A 22,119-nucleotide genomic window follows, 5' to 3' on the forward strand; every position below is an offset into this window, starting at 1 on the left:
TAATTCCCTTTTCTAAAACTGAAAATAGATAAACGAACTACCGCTTTCCTGTGCCCAAATAAGCAATAGCAACATTCCTGACCAGGCAATGCTCAACCAAACCCACGAGAGTTTGTAAGCAACATCGAGTACTTTGGTGTTTCGTAAAAACCAATGAAACAATACTATAAACGGAATGATAATAGCTACTTTCAAAATGGCTAAAGTGGTTAACAGTGGTTTTCCATCAGCCATACCAAACATAGATTGCAACAACGCCCACGAACCTGCAAAAGTTTCAGAACGGAAGAATACCCATGTGATATTGACCAACATAAAGGTTAACATCGCATAACAAAAGTTGGTCAAGGTGTTTGCCGTTGTATTACTTTCAGGCTTCACTCCCCTTCTGTCTTTAAAGAATTTTTCCACCCAAAGATACAAACCATGCAATCCGCCCCAAGCCACAAAAGTCCAATTGGCGCCATGCCATAAACCTCCCAAAAGCATGGTCATCATTAAAGCAAAATACATCTTAGCTTTTCCGTTACGACTTCCACCTAACGGAATATAAAGATAATCTCTTAACCAACTCGATAAAGTAATATGCCAACGACGCCAAAAGTCAGTAAATCCAATTGCAGCATAAGGATAGTTAAAGTTCTGAGGCAATACAAATCCAAGACATAACGCCACACCAATAGCACAGGTAGAATACCCTGCAAAGTCAAGGAAAATCTGTCCGGAAAAAGCAAGAACTCCAATCCATGCATCTAACATCGGTAACTTATCATGGCTGTCAAAAACCGAATCAGCAGTATCCGATAACATTGAATCGGCCAATACTACTTTCATAAACAATCCCAAAGTCAGCAGAAGTAAACCATCCATCATTTGCTTACGCGAAGCTACTCTTGGACTTTCAAACTGTGGTACTAATTGCGGTGGTCTGACAATCGGACCGGCAACCAAGTGTGGAAAGAAAGTCACAAACAAAGAGAAATCCAATAATGATTTGACTGGCTTGCTTTCCTTTTTATACATATCAATAGTATAACACAAAGTTGTGAATGTGTAAAACGAAATTCCTGCCGGAAGAATAATATTTGGTTTAGCCGGATTAAAATCAAATCCGACTACATGGCTTAATGCCACAAAATTCTCTAACAAAAATGTTCCGTATTTGAAGAAGCAAAGCATTCCCAAATTACCAATCAAACTAACAACTAATAGAAGTTTCTTTTTGTGCGGGTTTTCCTTAGTATATAACGCTCTACCAACATAAAAATCAATAACCGTGGACAGCCATAACAGCAGGATAAACGGCGGATTCCAGGCAGCATAGAAAATATAACTGGCTAATAATAGGTTTACTTTTTTAGTTTTCCATGGAATTGGCAAGTTGTGCAGAAAAAGTATCAGTATAAAGAAAGCGACGAATGTATAGGAATTGAATACCATAATTGCTTGAGATTAGTTGGTTTTTGGATTGTTGGATTGCAAATCTGTAAAGCCTTTTTGTTTGCTTAGCTCATTAAAAAATGATTTGGTAAACAGTACAGCATCCGAAAGTTTCAAATGCGAAAATTCAGGGCAATCAAAATGATCCATAGCCGGATAATCCATAAAATGAATTCCCTGACAAGCTGTTTCTTTTAGCAATCTTTCCCAAAACTTATCTCTGGGGAAACCCATTGTTTCTCCTTTATAATAATCTCCGCTGGACGGCGTTCTCACAAATACTACTTCTCCTCCACGCGCTTTTATTTTGTTGATGTTTTCCTTTACCGATTTGAAGATTGCCTCATAAGCTTGCGGAGGTGTTGGTGGTCCACTCCTCGCCATTTTGGCAAAGAAGACCCAATTGCTTTTTACCTGATTAATTTCGGCAGTATTCGCCACAAAGGCATCGGTCATATAGTGTTGTCTTCCAAAAGTAACCATCGAAAAATTTCTCGGAAAATAAGGCATCATAAAAACTCCCGGCCTGCTTTGTATTCCTAAGCCGTCAAGTTGTGCATTTAAAGAAAAGTAATCCTTGTTCAAAAAAACAAACTGTGATTCAAGAACTCTGTTTAATTCAAAACTGACGCGTTGTGCCGGAGTTCGGTCATGAAAATATTTTATACGTTCGATTGCGGTTTCCAAATTAGGTGGCGCCATCGAAAAGAATAATCCTTCGGTCACATCAATAACCAGCTTTCCTTTAAAGTTTGGATCGTTAGCCAAATCTTCTAAAATAGGTCGCGGACAACTACCTTCAATAGCTAATTGTATCGGATGATAAGCAGTCAGACTATTCCAGGTAGCCTGGTCAAGATCGTACTTAATACGGGACGAACCAATAAAAACAATCGCTTTATCTGATGGTTCATAAACCATCGCCCGTTTATCTGACCAAAGCGGTGCTCCATCATCATAATCTATGACAACGCCTTTAGACCTTAAATAAATTTCAAAGCTTAATACAACAGTGACTACAATAACTAACGTTAAAATAGCCGATTTGAAAAGGGATTTTTCGTTCATAATGTTACAGTTGAGATGATGAAGCATTATAAAATCTAATCAAGTGGGGAAATGATTATAATTGACTTTATTGCTATCTGTCTCAAATTTAACAAATAAATTAGTTAAGGCACGAACAGCTAATTATATTTATGAACCATTTTCTTGTTAATAAGTTAATTGAAGTACTAACTCATTTGAAAACAAGAAAAAAACCGAAACTATCTTTTATAAAACAGTTTCGGTTTTAGCAGTTACTCAGCGGTAACCGGATTGATTATATTCTTAACTTCAGCAATGCTATTGGCTGGAAATCCACCCTGTTTAGCATGCTCTTTTATCAGTTCTTCATTAGGTGCAATGTAAACACAATAAATTTTGTCACCCGTAACAAAACTTTCCACCCATTGGATTTCTGATCCTAATTTACTCAAAACACCGCAAGAAGTTTGTGAAATTCCTTTTAATTGCTCCTGAGTTAAATCACCCGCTCCGGGAATTTCTCGTTCAATAACATACTTTGGCATGATTTCCTTTTTTAAATTAATATTGAATTATTCTTTATCCTTTCTCACCATAAATAACCAAGGCACTGGAATCAATTTGGACGTTTCCGTCGGGATATTTTTCATTGACAAGCTGATAAACTTCTCTTCTTATTTTTTCTTTCATGGCATCATCTGCCTTACTCAATGCTGCAACAAAAGGCGCAGCAACTTCGGTCATCATATTCCAATAAACATCTGTCGTATTGCATTTTAATCTTCCTGCTACTTCACGTTGGGAAACATTTGTAAACCCGGCCTGTTGAAATAATTCGACAATGAAATTGTCTTTGGCACAACGAAACATTCCGGGAGATCCTGGTGGTGGTGGCGGTAATTCCATGTTACTGTTTATGGTTCCCATGGAAGCGGTTACCCAAAAGTTCTTTTCCGGACCATTCCAAACCGAAGTAGCTATTCTTCCTCCCGGTTTTAAAACACGTTGCATTTCCTTGGCTGCAAGAAGCATATCAGGGAAAAACATAAAACCAAACCGACAGCTTATAGCATCAAAGGTGTTGTCTTCAAAAGGCAATTCGCAGACATCACAAGCCTGCGTTTCAATATTCTTTATGCCTTTAAGCAGAGCGTTTTCACGTGCTATTTCGAGCATATCATCTGATAAATCGGTGATTACTACTTTTCCATTGGTAACAATTTTGGCTATTGTCAATCCGGGTTCGCCTGTTCCGGCTGCTATATCCAAAACGTTATCGGTTTCTTTTAACCTCAATAATTTAATGATTTCATCGCCCATTGGCTGTAAAAAATCCATCATTAGGTCGTCCCATTTTTTCCATCCGGGAGAAAACTTGTTCCATGAAGCTTTTTGTTGTTCACGGATTTCTTCTAATTGTTGTTCCATACTATTGGCATTTTAATTTGTTAGTAAACCAGTAGGAAGTTATAGAGTCAGGCAGTTTTATTTGCCGAATAAGCTGAGAAATGAGGAGTTTTTACTTATTCCGAACGTAAAGATACTAAATATTTAAATTGAAAATCAATGGTTTACAATTGTTTATTTTCTTTGCTATCTTTGAAAAACAGAAACAACCATTTTGCCTATATCTAACGACCAAAACAATATGCTTCAGAAACAATTAGAATTAACTAACGAGCAAACTTCTCCACTATTCAGGATTATGTGGGTGCAAAATAGTAATGAACCAAACAGAAGACATTTCGATAATAACATTTGTGCGTTTCATATTGGCAACGGTTATATATTATCAGTAGCTCATAATTTAAAAACAGAAGCAAGGCATTTCAAATCGATTGAAAATGGTCTTTACCTAACCAATATTTTTCCTTATCTGAATGCTGAGCAGGCCCAACTATTCGAAACCTGCTATCCATTGGATATTACTACCGGAAAAAGATATTGGAATAGTAATAATTCGAATGATTTTCAAGTTGTAATTGACACACTTAGGCAAATCAATTTTGATACGCGTTGGATAACAATGATGGAGCGCAAGATTTGTAAACCGCATTTGGTAGTACAATTCAAGGAAAATCAGTTTTATAATAATCCGGCGTTGACCGTTCATTTTAATGAAGCCACTTCTTTTGCAGAGTCAGCTATCAATCGTCATACTTTTTTGGTAGAAGTAGCCTTGGTTGAATCTTTTTATAATGAAGATATTGCTTTATATAAAATTGTAAATACGCCTCAAACTATTATTGATGCGATGCCAAGCCTTGAAGTAGATTACACCATTTTAGACGATAATCAGGAAAACTATTATTGCCTGCAAAGTTCACCTATGAGCGAGATTGGGAAGCTACTCAACAAGGCCAAAATAGAAGGTTTTACAGAACATTTTGCTATCTATCAAGACCGCATTGGCGGAAATTATAATCTCGAAGGTTTACGCTACTTAATCAAAGGTTATTTTAGATTTGGCTCTTCGGGTGCGCCTTATGTGGTGTATGACTCCAAATCAAATGCGTTTAAAGTAAATGCCATTCAAAGTGAAGCATGCCCAATACAGCTTTCCATAAACAATCAACGCGACGGAAATTTTCAATACATCAATGCGATAGCGACGCCTTTACTGGTTATTCAGGAAAGACTGGAAGCACATACCAAAACAATAGCTTAAACTAAATAGTCATGAACAACTTTATCTTTTACCTGATTGGTTTTATTTTGGTAGTTTATATTGCCCGTTTAATGGGAGAAAAAGCAATGAAACTTTTAAACACAGAACAAAAGGCGGGTTTAATCGATTTATTTGCTGCAGACCGTAAATACGGTTCGGCTTTAATATTCATTGTTGTAATTGCTTTTTTGGTCGTATTGCAATTCAGGCTTATAGAGCCTATTATCGCTTTTAGGATTTACTTTATTGTAATGATTGGCTATGTTATATTTAAAAACTACCGAACCTACAAAAAACTTACTTTCAATAATTATCCTGCTGAATATATCCAAAAAATACTTGTAGCAAATGTTATAGCTATTCTTGGTATAGTAGTGTTTTTATCACTCATGTTTGTTGAAGCCTTTTAATCATTGATTGCTTAAATCCCAGGTTTCGCTTTACAATTCAGAACCGACTATTAATAATTGTACGCAACAGCCTCATAAGTTCCGTCTGCTTTTTGGTTAACGGTAATAAAAGGATAACCTTTGGCGGCAGCTTTATTTTTTACACTTTTAATAGTTTGTTCCGCCTGTTCTACTGATGATATTCCTTTAGTTTTATTGAGTATTCCGGTATAAGTAGCTGCTTGCTTCAAACCGGTAGTTTGATCTTGCTGTTTTAAAACGATGACTTTATCAAAATCACATTTTGCAGCTACAGCAACTTTTGCAGAAACGGTTTGAAGATTCGATGTCTTTAGATTTTTCAACGAAGCCACCGCAAAGGAGCTTATTTTTTGTTGTTCTTGGCTTTCCGGATTCGAGTAATAAATTACATTATTTTCATTTTTAATATAATTAACAACATGCTCTGTTCCGTCGTGTTTTACTAATTGATGCGTTTGAGCAAAAGCATTACAACCCAAAATCAGTAATAATGTTAAAAAGGTAGTTTTCATAAGATTAAAATTTAAAATATATTCAAAATAAATAATGTGATTAAGAATGAATAAAAGTCATTTTTAATCACATCAAAAATATAAATTATCGCTTTTGTTTTGTGTTAAGAATGCGTTAAACGAACTCTTAATTCGGAATAAAAAAGCTAAAACTACTGTCTTTCTAATAAGCTAAAAGCTCTAGCAAATTGTTTTCAAATCGCTCCTTTGGCAAATACTGGTCTTCCAAGGCTTTTACAAACGGAATAGCACTTTCCAAACTACCAACTCTTCTAACCGGTGCGTCTAAATGCTCAAAGCATTGTTCCATAATCATAGCCGAAATATCGCTGGCAACACCTCCAAAAAGCGTATCTTCCTGTAGAATGATTACTTTGTTTGTTTTCTTTACAGATGCAAAAATAGCTTCAGTATCCAATGGTTGCAACGTTCTCAAATCCAATAAATCAGCGCTAATTTCAGGATATTTGTTTAGTGTTTCCAATGCCCAATGCACTCCGGCTCCAAACGAAATAATGGTTACCTGTGTTCCTTCTTTCAACAAAGCTGCTTTTCCAAACGGAATGGTGTAATAATCGGAAGGCACATCCTGATAAACCGAACGGTATAATTGTTTGTGTTCAAAAAACATCACCGGATTTGGGTCATTGATGGCTGTATTCAATAAACCTTTTACATCATAAGGAAATGCAGGATACACTACTTTCAATCCCGGAGTTTTGGTAAACCAGGCTTCATTCGTTTGCGAGTGAAAAGGTCCGGCTTGTGTGCCACCACCGCAAGGCATACGCACAACTACGTCTGCTTTTTCATTCCAACGGTAATGTTGTTTGGCTAATAAATTTACAATCGGATTAAATCCTGTAGAAACGAAGTCAGCAAACTGCATTTCTACAACTGCTTTGTGACCGTTGATGGATAATCCCATTCCGGCAGAAACCACAGCGCTTTCACAAATTGGGGTGTTGCGGACTCTTTCCTTTCCAAATTGAGCTACAAAACCATCCGTGATTTTAAACGCTCCACCATATTCAGCAATATCCTGTCCCATGATAACAAGGTTGTCATGACGTTCCATTGATTGGCGTAAAGCATTTGAAATTGCATCTACGACTCTAATGTTTTCCACTTTATCAGAAGGATTAACTTCTTCAAAATCATACGGTTTGTAAACATCACCTAATTCTTCTTCTAAACTAGCGACGACTTCCGGTTCTGCTTGTGTAATTGCCCAATGCTCATCTATTTCTTTCTTGATTGCTTTCGTAATCTTCTCATCTTCTTCTTCAGAAAGCACACTTATTTGAGTCAAATAGTCTTTATAATTTGAGATTGGGTCTTTGATTGCCCACATATCCATCAACTCCTGAGGCACATATTTGGTACCACTCGCCTCTTCGTGACCACGCATTCTGAAAGTCTTGAATTCCAATAAAACTGGTCTTGGGTTTTCAGCCAAAGACGCTTTAAGTTCAGCTATTTTAGTATAAACTTCTAATATATTATTCCCATCAAGGATATGACTTTCCATGCCATAACCTATTCCTTTGTCAGCAAGGTTTTCACAACGGTATTGCTCGTTTGTTGGTGTCGAAAGTCCGTAACCATTATTCTCAACCACAAATAAAACCGGTAAATCCCAAACAGCGGCAATATTCAATGCTTCATGAAAATCGCCTTCTGATGTTGCTCCTTCTCCGGTGAAAACTGCGGTAACCTTTCCGTTCTTTTTTAATTTATTGGCTAAAGCAATTCCGTCAGCAACACCTAATTGCGGACCCAAATGCGATATCATTCCGATGATATTAAACTCTTGTGTGCCAAAGTGAAAACTTCTGTCTCTGCCTTTGGTAAAACCCGTTGCTTTTCCCTGCCATTGTGAAAATAATCGGTGCAACGGAATATCACGACCTGTGAAAACTCCCAAATTCCTGTGCATCGGCAGTATGTATTCGTCTTTATCCAAAGCAGCAGTTATTCCAACAGAAATCGCTTCCTGTCCAATGCCGGAAAACCATTTAGACACTTTTCCCTGACGCAGCAGTATTAGCATCTTTTCTTCAATAAGTCTTGGTTTTAGCAGTCTTTTATATAAGTCCAACAATTGGATATTGGATAATTCTTTTCTGTCGAAATTCATTTGGTTTTATTTAAAGCCCTGCAAAAATATCACTTTTTTTGTTCCTAAAAAAAATGAAACTGTTTGACTTCTCCCTTTTTCCCTGCTGCTCGAGTCTTTCGATAATTAATTCTTCCGATTAGAGAAATAAAAAATTGCTAACAATTGTCGGTTAATAAGATTATGAAATATGTGAAAAATTAACATTTAAATTTCATAATTATTTATTACTTTAACGAAAAATTATAATTATGAAAGTTAAGAAAGGTTTCTTTAGAGCATTAAGAGTATTTTTTTTATTTGTGATTGGGGCGCTGGTCTTAGGATATATATATGACAATATTCAGCTTGCAGCTACTATAGGAGTTGGCTTGGGAGTACTCTGGATGGGAGTTGCATATTTTAATGCGGAAGAAGGAGAAGAAGAAGAATAAATAATCAATCTATTTATCGGATGAAATATGTAGTGATTGTTTTAGTCGCCTTTTTCTTTATTTGTTGTAGTAAATCAACATTCAATCCTGAATGGACAAAAGAAACTGCACCACCTAATTATACCGCACGTTTTGAAACATCGAAAGGAAATTTCGATATCGAGGTTACCAGAGCCTGGTCTCCACAAGCTGCCGACAGGCTGCACCAACTATTGACACACAGCTTTTATGACAATCAGTATTTTTATCGTGTGGTACCAAATTTTGTCGTACAGTTCGGGAATATCGATACCATTGTCTACAAGAAATGGGAAAAATTTAAGGTTCCGGATGAGCCGGTGCTTAAAAGCAACCTAAAAGGTTATGTCAGTTTTGCCCGGGATGGTAAGGAAACACGCGGGAATGACTTGTTCATTAACCTAAAAGACAATGTGAGGTTAGACACCGTATCTCCCAAAGATGTACGAGGTTATCCGGTGTTGGGCTATGTGACTAATGGCATGGATGTGGTGGAAAAACTTTATTCAGGCTATGGCAATAAAACTATGGATGTTTATGATTCCTTAAGCGCCAATCGAAAAAAGTACTTGCAACTGTTTCCAAAAATGGACTCCATTAAAAAAGCGTATATAATTAAAAATAAATAGTAAGCACCAAAATATAAAATTCCAAATTCCAAAATGTACAATTTATTGGGATTTGGGATTTGTTTTTTTGTAATTTTACCAGCTATGGATTTACAAGACCAACTAAAAAAACTATTTCCAGAGCACCAACCTTCAAACGAACCTGAAGTAGTTGAAGAGACAGAGCATGTTCTTTTTATCCAAAAAGAACCTATGATTTGTAAATATGAAAGACGAAAAGGAAAAGCCACAACCATCATTGAAGGCTATGAAGGCAGTGAGGAAGATTTTAAACTATTAGCCAAAGAACTCAAAACAAAACTCAGTGTTGGTGGTACTTTTAAAAATAGCGCTATCATCATTCAGGGCGATTACCGCGATAAAATAATGAACCTGCTCAAAGACAAAGGTTTTAAAGTAAAGCGTGTAGGTGGATAATAAAATTGAATTACAAATAACCAAATAACCGACCCGAGGCGAAGCCGAATTGTATGGAGCGCAGCGGAATAAATAACCAAATTAACAATGATTAAATCTTCAGAATTAATACTAAACCCAGACGGAAGTGTTTATCACTTAAACCTAAAACCGGAACATATTGCCAAAGACATCATCTTTGTGGGCGACCAAAACAGAGTTGAAAAAATAACACAGTTTTTTGACCGCATCGAATTTTCTACACAAAAGCGTGAATTCAAAACCCAAACAGGTTATTACAAAGGCAAAAAAATCACTGTAATGTCAACCGGAATTGGTCCTGACAATATTGATATTACCATTAACGAATTGGATGCTTTGGTAAATATCGATTTGGAAACGCGACAACCAAAAGAAACTTTAACTTCATTGAATATCGTTCGTATCGGAACTTCGGGTTCGTTGCAGGAAGATATTCCGGTAGACAGTTTTGTGATGGGTGAATTTGGTCTTGGTTTAGACAATATGCTTCGCTCCTACGTCATTGATGACATCTGCGAAACGGATATGGAAGAGGCGTTTATCAAACACACCAATTGGGATTTGAGAAAAGGAAAACCATACATCATTGGATGTTCGGAAACACTAAAAAATAAATTCGACAGCAGCCTAATACACAAAGGAATTACCGGAACTGCCGGTGGTTTTTATGGCCCACAAGGAAGAGTATTGCGTTTGGCAATTCAGGATCCAGAGTTGAACAGCAAAATGGATAATTTCAAATTCGGCGATGTCCGAATGGCAAATCTAGAAATGGAAACGTCTGCTATTTATGGCTTAGGAAAGCTTTTGGGACACAATTGTTTGTCGTTAAATGCCATCATTGCAAATCGTGCCAGCGGAACTTTCAGTGCTGACCCATATAAAGCTGTAGATGCTTTGATTCAGTATACTTTAGGGAAATTTGCCGAATAGAAAATAGAGCAAAGAAGAAAGAAGCAAGAGAAATGGCTTTAATCCTTGAAACCAAACGACTCCTAATGCGTCCATTAGAGCTTTCTGATGTCGATGGTTTCTTTGCCATGAATGACAATCCAAATGTAAATGTTTATTTAAGGAATCCGGTTCGAACAAAAGAAGAAGCACAACAATACGTTCAGAAAATTATCAATGAATATCAAAAAAATGGCATATCAAGGTTTGCAGTATTTTTGAAAAAAACAAATAAACTAATTGGGTTTTCAGGCTTAAAGTACAGGGCAACCGAGGAAAACAATCATATCAATTTTTATGATTTGGGTTATCGTTTTGCAGAAGAACATTGGCGTAAAGGCTTTGCCACAGAAGCGGCGATTGCCTGGCTCGATTACGGATTTAACACAATGAAATTACCTACCATTTATGCTTCTGCCATTAGTGACAATATTGGCTCCAATACTGTTTTAAAAAAACTTGGTTTTGAATTAACTAATGAATATTTACAGAATAATATCCAACACAGTTGGTATAAATTTGACAAAGATAAATGGATTTAATTCTGGAAACTGAAAGATTGTTGCTCCGCCCATTAGAGTTTTCTGATGCAGAAGCTATGTTTGCCATGGATAGCAATCCGGAAGTACACAAATACCTTTGGCAGAAGCCATTTCAGGATATAGCCGAAAGTATCAAAATAATCGAATACGTAAGAGAACAATATAAAACCAACAATATCGGCCGATTTGCTACTATCATAAAAGAAACCGGCGAATTCATTGGCTGGACAGGAATAAAGTTTGTGGACAACCATGTCGAAAATGGCAATACCAATTTCTTTGATTACGGTTATCGTCTGAATGAGAAATACTGGGGAAAAGGCTATGCAACAGAAGCGACAAAACTCTGGCTGGATTACGGTTTGAACCAAATGAATATTGATAAAATACACGCTTATACTCATAGTGAAAACATTGCTTCGAATATCGTTTTAAGAAAAACAGGCATGACTTTCATGGAAGAATATATAGCTGAAGATGGTGTCAAATGGAATTGGTGGTTAATAGAAAATCAAAAAGAGAATAGATAATAGACAAAGAGATAATAGAAAAAAAGTCTATCATCTATCATCTCTCTGTCTCTCATCCAAATAATTATGAAAACAATAAAAATAGCCGGAGTTCCCGAACATTTCAACCTGCCATGGCAATTGTGCATCGAAAATGGCGAGTTTGAGGAAATCGGAATTGATTTACAGTGGACAGATATTCCGGAAGGCACAGGTAAAATGTGTCAGATGCTTCGTGATGGCGAAACTGATATGGCTGTTATTTTAACCGAAGGCATCGTAAAAGATATCGTTGGCGGAAATGACTGTTCGATTGTACAGGTTTATGTTGAAAGCCCATTGATTTGGGGAATTCACGTTGCAGCTGCTTCAAAATACAATGCATTAGCTGATTTAGAAAATACCAAAGTCGCCATTTCCCGCTATGGTTCGGGTTCGCATTTGATGGCGTATGTTAATGCACAAAATCAGAATTGGAATACCGATGAACTTCAATTTGAAATCGTAAACACTATCGATGGCGCAGTGGATGCTTTAACGAATGGCACCGCCGATTACTTTATGTGGGAACGTTTTATGACCAAACCTTTAGTTGACAAAGGTATTTTTCGTCGTGTAGCCGATTGTCCAACGCCTTGGCCTTGTTTTGTTATTGCAGTGAGAAATGAGTTTTTAGATGCGAACAAACAATCTGTTGCGCTGATTTTAGAAACTATAAACAATACCACTATCGAATTCAAAGATATTCCGAGTATCGACAGAACTTTGGCATCCAAATACAATCAAAAAACAGCAGATATTCAGGAATGGTTATCGCTAACCAAATGGTCGCAAAAACCATTAGCCGAAAAAGTGTTAAACAATATCCAAAATCAATTATTTGACCTAAAAATTATAGATAAAAAAGGTACTTTTGCTGAAATAGTGAAAGCCGTTTAGCTTTTGCCATTGGCACTATGATAAAATTAGGGAGTCTTACTTATCAACAGCTTAAAGAAAAATTCAGGATAAAAAGTCCGTGGGATTTGATTATCATTTTTGTACTGAACATCCTTATTACCATTCCCATTTTTATTATTGCTCATCACAATTTTATCACACTCGATTGGGCACATCACGTAGACAGAGTTTTATTGTTTCTTGTTATTCTTATAGCAATTCAATTCATTTTAAGAGCGATGAGAAGAGTAACTTTAATTTCGGTGATACTCTATTTAATTTTTTTGCTTTTTGGAACCTTATCAGGCAAATACAATTTTAAAACCGTGTTTGAAGATTACCGCTCGATGATGTACACCATGAGTGAAGATCCTTATCCACAAGATATTATCATTACCAAATTGCTGCCTTTTCCCAACAAATCAAAAATTCTGGACGCTGTTGAATATCAAAATCCCAAAATCAGAAACTTTTCCATCATGGCTATCGACAAGCATTTTAAAGATGTAAAAGGATATCATGATTATTTTACTATCATACAGTCGTTTGCTATTTTTAAAGAAATAAACAGCCGCTGGAATTACGTCAGTGATCCAAAAGGACATGATTATATTGCCAAAGCCACTGAATCGCTTCAATACCTTTCCGGCGATTGCGATGACCATTCCGTTTTCATGGCAGCCTGCATCAAATCTATTGGTGGCACAACGCGATTGATTCATACCAAAGGACATATTTATCCCGAACTATTAATTGGCAATAAAAAAGATTTGGAACATATCAATTATGCCATCAAAAAAGTACTTTTTCAAACAGAAAGCAAAGGCAAACCGATTAATTACCACATTGACGAAAGAGGAAACATTTGGCTAAATCTTGATTATACCGCGAAATATCCCGGTGGTCCATTTATGAATGAAGAAATTCTTGGAGCATTGACACTCGATTAATTCGGTTATTTGGTTATTTGGTTATTTGAAACTCATAATTTATTTCTATCTTCGTTTTCAATAAAGCAAACGATAATGAAAAAACTTATTTATCTACTCTTCTTATTACCTCTGGCATTACAAGCACAAGATGGTGGAGAAAACACGGTGATTACCAATAAAAAGAATGAATTTCGTGTAGATGTTTTGGCTGCTCTTGTTTATACAAAAGCAAGTTTTAGTTACGAACGCTTTTTTGGAAAAGACTTCTCGACAGGTTTTAATGTAAATTTTTCAAATAGTGGCAAACTAAATGATGACTTCGACAATGGCTACAGAAACAATGTTCCTAAGTTTGAGTTCAATCCGTATTTGAGATATGCTTTATCAAAAAGTAAATCAAGGTATTACTTCGCCGAAGTTTTTGGTTCGTATAATGGCGGTGATTACAAAGAAATAGTCCGAATAGACGGCATGGCAATGCCTGATTACTACACCACTAAAAAGTCAAAATATACCGATTTCGGTTTAGGCGGAAGTTTGGGATACAAAATGTATTTTAAGGACAGCTTTGCTTTGGAGTTTATCGTTGGATTTGGTTCAAACCTTACCAATCGTGATAAAAGTCCCGATGTTATTTCAAGAGTTGGTTTAAATTTAGGGTACAGATTTTAATAAAAAGAAAGATGAAAAAATTACACTATATACTATTAATAGCTACTGCGTTCCTGGTTTCAAATTGTGATACCAACGACGATGGTTTTTACAATAATGTTTTTGTAGATATCCCAAACTTAGTTTCCATAGAGACACATACGCCTACCTATACTGTTGGTGAAAAGTTATACATCGATGCCGATTTCTCAAGGTATTTAAATGATGGCGCACTCTTAGATATTTATCAAACAACAGGAGCAACGCAGTTTGCTTTTTCTTATGTAATCGAAAAACAAATCAGTGCAACAGAATGGGAAACAGTATCTGTGAGTGACAGTCAATTGGATATCGTTAAAGGCGATGCCCAAAACGGTTCTTATGTTTACGGAATTTGTGAATACAATACGACAGACTCAACTTATGAATATCGTGTTGGGTTTCCATTATTAGCTACAGGAACGTATCGCTTGAGTTTTGGCTATAATAGTGATACTCATGATAGTGTAATATTACGTTCGTTGAGTCCGGCTACTCGCTTAATTTTAAACATTAATTCCGCGATTGCCGGATTGAATTCAGGAAGCTATTATACTTTCACCGTAAATTAAGCTTACCATTCTATCGTTTCTTTTCCTAAACTTTGCAGGTAAGTATTGGTTTTACTAAAGTGTTTGTTTCCAAACCACAAGCCTCGATTGGCGCTCAACGGCGATGGATGTCCGGTTTCTAAAACATGATGTTTGGTTCGGTCAATTTTGGCACCTTTCTTTTTGGCAAATCCGCCCCAAAGCAGAAATACAACACTTTCTTTTTCGTCTGATATTTTCTGAATAATTGCATCGGTAAACGTTTCCCAACCTTTATTCTGATGGCTTCCCGCTTCACTTTCTCTGACTGTTAAAGTAGCGTTGAGCAATAAAACACCTTGGTCTGCCCATCTTTCTAAATTTCCGGATTTTGGAAAAGACACATGAATATCGGTTTGGATTTCTTTAAAAATATTAATCAACGAAGGTGGAAAAGCAATGCCATCATTCACCGAAAAGCACAAGCCATTGGCCTGACCAAATCCATGATAGGGATCCTGACCAATAACGACAACTTTTACTTTATCAAACGGGCAATGATCAAAGGCAGCAAATATTTCAGTTCTTTTTGGAAAGCATCTATTAGTATTGTATTCGTCTTTAACAAAGGAGATTAACTGTTGAAAATAAGGCTTCTCAAATTCGCCGGAAAGTACTTTTTGCCAGGAAGAATGTATCTTAACGTCCATCTCTTAATTTTTTATCAAAAATAACACATTCTGTTGCAATATGGATTGCATCCTTTGTAACTTTGACACTTTGCTACTTATATGATTTCCATCACAGATAAAACACTACAAGATTTAGAATTCAGCACCGTTTTGCAAACCATTTCAGAAAGATGCACTACTGAAATCGGGAAGCAGAAAGCACTCGAAATTGTTCCTTTCAAAGACAAAGAAACTCTGATGAATGCTTTGTTACAAACGTCTGAATACCTATCTTCTTTTTCCAATAACAATGCGATTCCCAATCACGGATTTGATAATCTGACCAATGATTTGAAGTTCCTCGCCATTGAAGATAGTTTCCTGGAAGTGGGCAGTTTCAGAAAAATAGCCACGCTTTCAGAAACCGTAAATGTGTTGCTACTATTCTTCAAGAAATTCCATGATTATTATCCAAAACTAAACGACAAATCGGCACAAGTTGAATACACCAAATTCATTATTCAAAAAATAGATGAAATCGTTGATAAATATGGTGAAATAAAAGATAACGCTTCTCCTCAATTAAATGAAACCAGAAAGGCAATGAATTTGGTTCGTGGTAAAGTCAATCAGAGTTTTGGGCAGGCAATGACACAATACAATTCGCTTGGTTATTTGGACGAAATCAAAGAAAGTTTTGTAGAAAATCGTAGGGTTTTAGCGGTTTTAGCGATGTATCGCCGAAAAGTAAAAGGTTCTATTTTGGGAAGTTCCAAAACAGGAAGCATTGCTTATATCGAACCCGAAGCAACGCTTCGTTATTCACGAGAATTGAGTAATTTGGAATATGAAGAACGCGAAGAAATCACCCGAATTTTAAAGAAATTATCAAGCGATATTCGTCCGTTTTTAGACTTGTTAAATCAATATCAGGAGTTTCTGAGCGATATTGATGTTATTTCGGCGAAAGCCAAATATGCCAACAAAATCAACGCCATTTTGCCAACGATTACTACTGAAAAGCAATTGTATTTCAGAGATGCCTTCCATCCTATTTTGTTTTTAAGCAATTTGGAAAAGAAAGAAAAAACATTTCCACAAACCATTGAATTAACTACTGAAAGCAGAATCATTGTCATCTCCGGTCCAAATGCAGGTGGAAAAACCATATCTCTAAAAACCGTTGGATTGCTACAGCTAATGCTGCAATGCGGAATTCTTATTCCGGTTCACGAACGCAGCAAAACGTTTTTATTTGACAGGATTCTGACTGATATTGGCGATAACCAATCAATAGAAAATCATTTGAGTACGTATAGTTATCGCTTAAAGAACATGAATTATTTTCTGAAGAAATGCAACGGCAAGACGTTGTTTTTGATTGATGAATTCGGAACGGGTTCAGATCCTGAATTAGGCGGTGCTTTGGCGGAAATATTTTTAGAAGAATTTTATCATAGGGAAGCATTCGGAATTATCACCACGCATTATTCGAATTTGAAAATTCTGGCAAACGAATTGCCTTTTGCATCCAATGCCAACATGCTTTTTGATGAGAAATCTTTGGAACCTATGTACAAGTTGATTTTAGGGCAAGCCGGAAGTTCTTTCACCTTTGAAGTAGCACAGAAAAACGGAATTCCGTTTGGATTAATCAATCGTGCCAAAAAGAAAATTGAAGGCGGAAAAGTACGCTTTGACAAAACCATTGCGACACTTCAAAAAGAACGTTCTAAATTAGAGAAAACATCCCAAAACTTAAAGGAAGAAGAAACTAAGACTCGGGAAGAAAGCAGGAAAATGGAATCCATAAATTCTAAAATTCAGGAGAAATTAGAACGCTATCAGGAATTGTATGATGCCAATCAGCGCTTGATTTATATTGGGCAAAAAGTAGATGACATTTCGGAGAAATACTTTAACAACAAAGACAAAAAAGTTTTGATTGGTGAGTTTTTGAAAATGGTAGAAATCGAAAACTCCAAGCGTAAAAAAGCAACTGTAAAAGAGAAAGCGGCCAAGGAAATCATTCAAAAAATAGTTATCGAAGAAGTCAAAGTTAAAGTAGAAGAAATTCGGGCAGAGAAGAAAGAAAAGAAATTAAAAGCTCTACCAGTAGAAAAACCAAAAGTTGCTATTAAAGTCGGCGACAGAGTTCGTATGATTGACGGCAAAGCCATTGGAACGGTCGATAAAATTGAAAAGAACAAAGCCGTTGTCAATTATGGTGTTTTTACTTCTAAAGTTAACCTGGAACAACTTGAATACGTTCAGGCAAAATAATAAATATGGAAATTTCAGACTTACCAAAAGATAAAAAAATAATCCTTTTTGATGGGGTTTGCAATCTTTGTGATTCGTCTGTTCAATTTGTGATTAAACACGATAAAAAAGATGTTTTCAGATTTGTGCAGCTTCAATCAGAATTGGGTGTAAAGATTATCAGCCATCTTAACATTGATTCTTCAAAAGTAGACAGCACAATTTTATACGAACCTGGAAAAGCATATTATTACAAGTCTGATGTCGCATTCAAAATCCTAAAAGAAATTAATAGCATTCATCGATGTTTGCTTGTATTTTCAATTTTCCCGAAAGCTGTTTTGAATTTTATCTATGATTATGTTGCCAAAAACAGATACAAATGGTTTGGCAAAAAAGAGAGTTGTATGATTCCAACATCTGAACTTCAATCTAAATTTTTAGCATAAAAAAAGCCATCTCGTTTTTTGGAACGAGATGGCTTTTCTATTGTATAATTAAAGAATTATTGCTTAACAATTTTCTTAACAGCAACTCCTTGGTCAGTAGTGATTTTCATCATATACATTCCGGTTGCTAAATCGCTAACTGAAACTTGTCCTTCAGTTGCATTAACTTTTTCTGTTTTAATTACTCTTCCGTTCAAATCAGCCAATTCAACAGTACTAACAATTGCATTCTGATCGTTAGAGAAGTTGATAACATTATTTACAGGATTAGGGAAAACAGAGAACTTAGATGATAAGAAATCATTTGTTCCTAAAACTGAAGTAAAGTTAGTAGTATCTATACGCAATGTCGCAGCAGCAGCTGTAGCGGCAGAGATATCGTTAAATGCGAAATAATAAATACCAGCTGTTGGAGCAGTCCATGCCGGAGCAGTTTGCTGTGCATAAGTAGTAGCTAATAAAGCTGTATTAGCCCATATTTGTGTTGTTTGAGCAGCAGTAGAGTTTAAATTACCAACTGTTAATCTCAAACTTCTTGCAGAAGCACAACGTACCCAAAAAGAAACTGTAACCTGCTCACCAGCTTGTAAATTAAAAGGAGGTGAAAATAGCCAGTTGTTTGAAGTTGTTGCTGTATTGGTATTCATAATCCAATATTGAGTAGGAGATTGAGCATTAGCAGCAGTAGTACCTAATCCATAAGCACCATTACCAGCTGTTGTCCAACCTTGCAATTGAGCTGTAGTGTCAAAACCACTAGCGTAAGGACAAACTTTTGCCAAAACTAAATTATTTACAGCAGACCACGCGCTTTGTGATGATACAGAACAAACACTTCTTATATAATAATCATAAATAACAGAAGCATTTAAACCTGACAATGCAATTGAATTTGTACTAGTAGTAGCAACTGTTCCGGTACCTTGCGTAAATCCTGTTAATCCATACTCCACTTCATAGCCTGACGGAGCAGAAACAGAAGCATCCCAGTTTAGTGTTGCAGAAGTAGTTGTTAAATTAGTTACTGCATTAATGTAATAAGGTTTAATACAAGTATTTGCCGTATAATTAAAAGTAAATTCAAAACCATTACCATCCCAAAAGTTATCCCATTGAATATAATAGGTTGTACCTCCAACTACCGGAAATGTTATAGTTGATAAAAAGTTTGTAGCATTATCGTCGTTTACATCATAACAAGTTAAGGCAAAACAGTCTCCAGTGAATATAGACACCTTTGTATCAACACTGTTAGGCGCAATGTTTACAGGCAAATTTGCATCAATTGTAATTTCCCCGTTAGCTGCCGGAGTATACTTATACCATATACCGTTAATTGCACCTCCTCCATCAGTGGTGGTGTGAGTATAACAACTATTTGAAAATGTACCCGTTACCGCAGGTGCAACGATTGTTCCGTTTGTTGTAATGTTGATAGCTGCAGCACAACTACCTTGAGCAAACGAATTTAATGAACCTAAGAGGATCAACGAAAGTAAAAGTTTTTTCATAAAATATTTTTTAAGGTTTAAGACACAAATTTAATAAAGTATTTCAAATATTATATATTTTTAACTTTCTTTTTCCCATTTACCTACAACTGATGTAGCTAAGGCGTTTCCAAGCACATTTGTTGCACTTCTGAACATGTCACAAAAATGGTCAATTGGCAGGATTAAAGCAATACCTTCAATTGGTATTTTAAACATCCCACAAGTGGCAGCAACCACAACCAAACTTGCTCTTGGAACTCCGGCGATTCCTTTACTGGTAAGCATTAAGACCAGAAGCATTGTCATTTGCGTGCCAAAATCGAGATGCACTCCATAGGCTTGCGCAATAAAAATACTGGCAAAAGTCATGTACATCATACTACCGTCCAGATTGAATGAATATCCTAAAGGCAACATGAAAGAAACTATTTTGTCTTTTACGCCAAAACGTTCTAATTCTTCTGTTAATTTAGGAAAAACAGCTTCAGAACTTGTAGTTCCAAAGGCAATTATCAACGGACTGACAATATGTTTTAACAAAGTAGTCATCCTTGACTTTAAAAAAATATAGCCAACTAATAACAATACAAACCAAAGTGTTGAAATTCCAACCATAAAAGAACCAAAGAATTTGGCATAAGTAAGTAGCAGCTCATTTAAATCCCGAATGGCAAAAACGCCGGCTATAGCTCCAAAAACACCAATCGGCGCAAACTTCATTACATAATTCACCATTTTCAAAATGATGTGTGAGGTTTTATCTAAAGCATTTACAACCGGTTTTGCATGCGCGCCAATAGAGGCTGCAGCCAATCCGAAGAAAATAGAAAAAATTACAATTTGTAATATTTCATTAGTAGCCATCGCTTCTACAATACTTTTCGGAATGATATGTTCAATAAAATTCTGAGCCGAAAAACCATCTGTTTTTTCTACTACATCTGTTGCAGTTGACACATCTACATTTCCTAATTTCAAACCAACGCCCGGTTGCAATGTATTCACCCAAAATAATCCTATCAAAAGAGAAATAAACGAAGCTGTGAAAAACCAAGCCAATGCCTTTCCTCCTATTCGTCCAACGGCTTTGATGTCGCCCAATTTAGCAATCCCAACAACAAGCGTCGTAAATACTAATGGGGAAATAATCATTTGCACCAATCGGATGAAAATGGTAGCCAGCATTTTTATGTAACCGCTAAAATCTTTAGCAACGTCTTCAGAATAATTATAATGGACAAAAATTCCCAGTAAAGCACCGGCAATCATCGCAATTAGAATCTGAACAGTAAGATTAGAAAAGAAGGACTTTTTTTGGTTTTCGATTAGAGTCATTTATTTTTGATAGGTTTTGTTTAGTAAATAAAAATCAGCCAGAACAATTGCTGCCATAGCTTCTACAATTGGCACAGCACGAGGCACCACACAAGGATCATGTCGTCCTTTGCCTTGTTGTTCAACCAAAGTATTTTCATTCGTCAGCACTTCCTGTTTTTGAATTAATGTCGCAACCGGTTTAAAAGCCACTCTGAAATAAATATCCATTCCGTTTGAAATTCCGCCTTGAATTCCGCCCGAAAGATTCGTTTTGGTCGTGCCGTCTTCGTTATATAAATCGTTGTGTTCGCTGCCTTTCATTTTGGCGCCACAAAATCCGCTGCCAAATTCAAAACCTTTGACTGCATTGATTGATAACATCGCTTTGCCTAATTCGGCGTGAAGCTTATCAAAAACCGGTTCACCTAATCCAATTGGAACATTTTGGATAACACAGGTTACCGTTCCGCCAACAGTGTCACCTTCTTTACGAATTTCCTTGATATAGCTTTCCATTTTTTCGGCTGTAGCCAAATCCGGGCAACGAACTGCATTGCTTTCGGTTAAAGAAAAATCTAAAGCTTGGTATGGTTTGTCAATAAATATGTCACCAACAGAAGAAACAAAAGCATTGATTTTAATAGTAGATAAAACTTGTTTGGCAATCGCACCAGCTACAACTCTGCAAGCTGTTTCTCGTGCTGAACTTCTTCCGCCACCGCGATAATCACGAATACCATATTTCTTTTCGTAGACATAATCGGCATGACTTGGACGATAACTGTCTTTGATATGTGAATAATCATCCGACTTTTGATTGGTATTTGGGATAATGAAACCTATTGGTGTTCCGGTAGTTTTGCCTTCAAAAATTCCTGAAAGCAATTGCACTTCATCTTCTTCTTTTCGTTGGGTAACGATGGACGATTGACCTGGTTTTCTGCGTTGCATTTCATTTTGAATAGCATCCAAATCGAGTTCAATTCCTGCAGGGCAACCGTCAATAATTCCACCTAAAGCTTCTCCGTGCGATTCACCAAAAGTGGTTAGTCTGAATAGCGTTCCGTAACTGTTTCCTGCCATATTTTATTTTTTTGAGATAAACGAGTCATAGGT

The 22,119-nt window shown here is 36.3% G+C and carries 24 protein-coding genes; 14 read left to right on the top strand and 10 right to left on the bottom strand.

Features of this window, described 5'->3' with window-relative positions; all coding sequences use genetic code 11:
- Positions 1-12 precede the first annotated feature (12 nt).
- The 4 genes from GS03_RS10425 to GS03_RS10440 form a co-directional block, all read right to left on the bottom strand.
- On the bottom strand, positions 13-1,440 hold the full coding sequence (locus GS03_RS10425) for an MBOAT family O-acyltransferase (protein WP_136152483.1): 1,428 nt from the start codon (positions 1,438-1,440) through the stop codon (positions 13-15).
- A gap of 12 nt (positions 1,441-1,452) precedes the next feature.
- Entirely contained in the window at positions 1,453-2,508 is a 1,056-nt protein-coding gene (locus GS03_RS10430; protein ID WP_136152484.1) for a hypothetical protein, read from the bottom strand.
- Between the two features lie 233 nt (positions 2,509-2,741).
- Complete coding sequence (locus GS03_RS10435; RefSeq protein ID WP_136152485.1) at positions 2,742-3,014, bottom strand: DUF4242 domain-containing protein; 273 nt, start codon at positions 3,012-3,014, stop codon at positions 2,742-2,744.
- 34 nt (positions 3,015-3,048) lie between these two features.
- Positions 3,049-3,897: a class I SAM-dependent methyltransferase gene (locus tag GS03_RS10440; protein WP_136152486.1), complete on the bottom strand. Its 849-nt coding sequence runs from the start codon at positions 3,895-3,897 to the stop codon at positions 3,049-3,051.
- Between the two features lie 220 nt (positions 3,898-4,117).
- Between GS03_RS10440 and GS03_RS10445 the strand changes: the two genes are divergently transcribed.
- Positions 4,118-5,137 (top strand): hypothetical protein, encoded by a 1,020-nt coding sequence (locus GS03_RS10445; RefSeq protein ID WP_136152487.1) that lies wholly within the window; start codon positions 4,118-4,120, stop codon positions 5,135-5,137.
- A gap of 11 nt (positions 5,138-5,148) precedes the next feature.
- On the top strand, positions 5,149-5,547 hold the full coding sequence (locus GS03_RS10450; RefSeq protein ID WP_136152488.1) for a hypothetical protein: 399 nt from the start codon (positions 5,149-5,151) through the stop codon (positions 5,545-5,547).
- Positions 5,548-5,597: 50 nt separating this feature from the next.
- On the opposite strand, the gene GS03_RS10455 is transcribed toward GS03_RS10450, so the two are convergent.
- Positions 5,598-6,080 carry a hypothetical protein gene (locus tag GS03_RS10455; protein ID WP_136152489.1) on the bottom strand — a complete coding sequence of 161 codons (483 nt, stop codon included), beginning with the start codon at positions 6,078-6,080 and terminating at the stop codon, positions 5,598-5,600.
- A gap of 163 nt (positions 6,081-6,243) precedes the next feature.
- Entirely contained in the window at positions 6,244-8,220 is a 1,977-nt protein-coding gene (locus tag GS03_RS10460) for an alpha-ketoacid dehydrogenase subunit alpha/beta (protein WP_136152490.1), read from the bottom strand.
- Positions 8,221-8,450: 230 nt separating this feature from the next.
- Between GS03_RS10460 and GS03_RS10465 the strand changes: the two genes are divergently transcribed.
- From GS03_RS10465 to GS03_RS10510, 10 genes are all read left to right on the top strand, one after another.
- Positions 8,451-8,633 carry a hypothetical protein gene (locus GS03_RS10465; RefSeq protein WP_136152491.1) on the top strand — a complete coding sequence of 61 codons (183 nt, stop codon included), beginning with the start codon at positions 8,451-8,453 and terminating at the stop codon, positions 8,631-8,633.
- Positions 8,634-8,653: 20 nt separating this feature from the next.
- Complete coding sequence (locus GS03_RS10470) at positions 8,654-9,280, top strand: peptidylprolyl isomerase (protein ID WP_136152492.1); 627 nt, start codon at positions 8,654-8,656, stop codon at positions 9,278-9,280.
- 84 nt (positions 9,281-9,364) lie between these two features.
- Positions 9,365-9,697, top strand: coding sequence for a translation initiation factor (locus GS03_RS10475; protein WP_136152493.1), 333 nt, complete (start codon positions 9,365-9,367; stop codon positions 9,695-9,697).
- Positions 9,698-9,784: 87 nt separating this feature from the next.
- A complete protein-coding gene (locus GS03_RS10480; protein WP_136152494.1) occupies positions 9,785-10,651 on the top strand; it encodes a nucleoside phosphorylase in 867 nt (288 codons plus the stop codon).
- 32 nt (positions 10,652-10,683) lie between these two features.
- Positions 10,684-11,211 carry a GNAT family N-acetyltransferase gene (locus GS03_RS10485; protein ID WP_136152495.1) on the top strand — a complete coding sequence of 176 codons (528 nt, stop codon included), beginning with the start codon at positions 10,684-10,686 and terminating at the stop codon, positions 11,209-11,211.
- Positions 11,202-11,741, top strand: coding sequence for a GNAT family N-acetyltransferase (locus GS03_RS10490; protein ID WP_136152496.1), 540 nt, complete (start codon positions 11,202-11,204; stop codon positions 11,739-11,741). Before GS03_RS10485 ends, GS03_RS10490 begins: the two co-directional genes overlap by 10 nt.
- A 66-nt stretch (positions 11,742-11,807) precedes the next feature.
- Positions 11,808-12,659, top strand: coding sequence for a substrate-binding domain-containing protein (locus GS03_RS10495; RefSeq protein WP_136152497.1), 852 nt, complete (start codon positions 11,808-11,810; stop codon positions 12,657-12,659).
- A 17-nt stretch (positions 12,660-12,676) separates the two neighbouring features.
- Entirely contained in the window at positions 12,677-13,609 is a 933-nt protein-coding gene (locus tag GS03_RS10500; RefSeq protein ID WP_136152498.1) for a transglutaminase, read from the top strand.
- Between the two features lie 75 nt (positions 13,610-13,684).
- Positions 13,685-14,263, top strand: coding sequence for a DUF3575 domain-containing protein (locus GS03_RS10505; RefSeq protein WP_136152499.1), 579 nt, complete (start codon positions 13,685-13,687; stop codon positions 14,261-14,263).
- 11 nt (positions 14,264-14,274) lie between these two features.
- On the top strand, positions 14,275-14,853 hold the full coding sequence (locus GS03_RS10510; protein WP_136152500.1) for a hypothetical protein: 579 nt from the start codon (positions 14,275-14,277) through the stop codon (positions 14,851-14,853).
- A gap of 2 nt (positions 14,854-14,855) precedes the next feature.
- Here GS03_RS10510 and GS03_RS10515 read toward each other — a convergent pair whose 3' ends face one another.
- Positions 14,856-15,521: a uracil-DNA glycosylase gene (locus GS03_RS10515; RefSeq protein WP_136152501.1), complete on the bottom strand. Its 666-nt coding sequence runs from the start codon at positions 15,519-15,521 to the stop codon at positions 14,856-14,858.
- Between the two features lie 81 nt (positions 15,522-15,602).
- Between GS03_RS10515 and GS03_RS10520 the strand changes: the two genes are divergently transcribed.
- Complete coding sequence (locus GS03_RS10520) at positions 15,603-17,765, top strand: endonuclease MutS2 (RefSeq protein ID WP_136152502.1); 2,163 nt, start codon at positions 15,603-15,605, stop codon at positions 17,763-17,765.
- Between the two features lie 5 nt (positions 17,766-17,770).
- A complete protein-coding gene (locus tag GS03_RS10525; RefSeq protein ID WP_394346351.1) occupies positions 17,771-18,193 on the top strand; it encodes a thiol-disulfide oxidoreductase DCC family protein in 423 nt (140 codons plus the stop codon).
- Between the two features lie 56 nt (positions 18,194-18,249).
- On the opposite strand, the gene GS03_RS10530 is transcribed toward GS03_RS10525, so the two are convergent.
- The 3 genes from GS03_RS10530 to aroC are packed head-to-tail and all read right to left on the bottom strand — an operon-like array spanning position 18,250 to position 22,086.
- On the bottom strand, positions 18,250-19,704 hold the full coding sequence (locus tag GS03_RS10530; protein WP_136152503.1) for a T9SS type A sorting domain-containing protein: 1,455 nt from the start codon (positions 19,702-19,704) through the stop codon (positions 18,250-18,252).
- Between the two features lie 60 nt (positions 19,705-19,764).
- The gene (locus tag GS03_RS10535; protein ID WP_136152504.1) at positions 19,765-21,021 is read right to left on the bottom strand and encodes a dicarboxylate/amino acid:cation symporter; all 1,257 of its coding nucleotides are present in this window, start codon (positions 21,019-21,021) and stop codon (positions 19,765-19,767) included.
- Positions 21,022-22,086 (bottom strand): chorismate synthase, encoded by a 1,065-nt coding sequence (gene aroC, locus GS03_RS10540; RefSeq protein ID WP_136152505.1) that lies wholly within the window; start codon positions 22,084-22,086, stop codon positions 21,022-21,024.
- Positions 22,087-22,119 lie beyond the last annotated feature (33 nt).

The organism is Flavobacterium sangjuense (assembly GCF_004797125.1).
Classification (GTDB): Bacteria; Bacteroidota; Bacteroidia; order Flavobacteriales; family Flavobacteriaceae; genus Flavobacterium; species Flavobacterium sangjuense.

Coding starts and splice junctions, on each gene's coding strand:
- GS03_RS10425 (WP_136152483.1), bottom strand. CDS start 1,440: ATGGTATTCAATTCCTATACATTCGTCGCTTTCTTTATACTGATACTT.
- GS03_RS10430 (WP_136152484.1), bottom strand. CDS start 2,508: ATGAACGAAAAATCCCTTTTCAAATCGGCTATTTTAACGTTAGTTATT.
- GS03_RS10435 (WP_136152485.1), bottom strand. CDS start 3,014: ATGCCAAAGTATGTTATTGAACGAGAAATTCCCGGAGCGGGTGATTTA.
- GS03_RS10440 (WP_136152486.1), bottom strand. CDS start 3,897: ATGGAACAACAATTAGAAGAAATCCGTGAACAACAAAAAGCTTCATGG.
- GS03_RS10445 (WP_136152487.1), top strand. CDS start 4,118: ATGCTTCAGAAACAATTAGAATTAACTAACGAGCAAACTTCTCCACTA.
- GS03_RS10450 (WP_136152488.1), top strand. CDS start 5,149: ATGAACAACTTTATCTTTTACCTGATTGGTTTTATTTTGGTAGTTTAT.
- GS03_RS10455 (WP_136152489.1), bottom strand. CDS start 6,080: ATGAAAACTACCTTTTTAACATTATTACTGATTTTGGGTTGTAATGCT.
- GS03_RS10460 (WP_136152490.1), bottom strand. CDS start 8,220: ATGAATTTCGACAGAAAAGAATTATCCAATATCCAATTGTTGGACTTA.
- GS03_RS10465 (WP_136152491.1), top strand. CDS start 8,451: ATGAAAGTTAAGAAAGGTTTCTTTAGAGCATTAAGAGTATTTTTTTTA.
- GS03_RS10470 (WP_136152492.1), top strand. CDS start 8,654: ATGAAATATGTAGTGATTGTTTTAGTCGCCTTTTTCTTTATTTGTTGT.
- GS03_RS10475 (WP_136152493.1), top strand. CDS start 9,365: ATGGATTTACAAGACCAACTAAAAAAACTATTTCCAGAGCACCAACCT.
- GS03_RS10480 (WP_136152494.1), top strand. CDS start 9,785: ATGATTAAATCTTCAGAATTAATACTAAACCCAGACGGAAGTGTTTAT.
- GS03_RS10485 (WP_136152495.1), top strand. CDS start 10,684: ATGGCTTTAATCCTTGAAACCAAACGACTCCTAATGCGTCCATTAGAG.
- GS03_RS10490 (WP_136152496.1), top strand. CDS start 11,202: ATGGATTTAATTCTGGAAACTGAAAGATTGTTGCTCCGCCCATTAGAG.
- GS03_RS10495 (WP_136152497.1), top strand. CDS start 11,808: ATGAAAACAATAAAAATAGCCGGAGTTCCCGAACATTTCAACCTGCCA.
- GS03_RS10500 (WP_136152498.1), top strand. CDS start 12,677: ATGATAAAATTAGGGAGTCTTACTTATCAACAGCTTAAAGAAAAATTC.
- GS03_RS10505 (WP_136152499.1), top strand. CDS start 13,685: ATGAAAAAACTTATTTATCTACTCTTCTTATTACCTCTGGCATTACAA.
- GS03_RS10510 (WP_136152500.1), top strand. CDS start 14,275: ATGAAAAAATTACACTATATACTATTAATAGCTACTGCGTTCCTGGTT.
- GS03_RS10515 (WP_136152501.1), bottom strand. CDS start 15,521: ATGGACGTTAAGATACATTCTTCCTGGCAAAAAGTACTTTCCGGCGAA.
- GS03_RS10520 (WP_136152502.1), top strand. CDS start 15,603: ATGATTTCCATCACAGATAAAACACTACAAGATTTAGAATTCAGCACC.
- GS03_RS10525 (WP_394346351.1), top strand. CDS start 17,771: ATGGAAATTTCAGACTTACCAAAAGATAAAAAAATAATCCTTTTTGAT.
- GS03_RS10530 (WP_136152503.1), bottom strand. CDS start 19,704: ATGAAAAAACTTTTACTTTCGTTGATCCTCTTAGGTTCATTAAATTCG.
- GS03_RS10535 (WP_136152504.1), bottom strand. CDS start 21,021: ATGACTCTAATCGAAAACCAAAAAAAGTCCTTCTTTTCTAATCTTACT.
- aroC (WP_136152505.1), bottom strand. CDS start 22,086: ATGGCAGGAAACAGTTACGGAACGCTATTCAGACTAACCACTTTTGGT.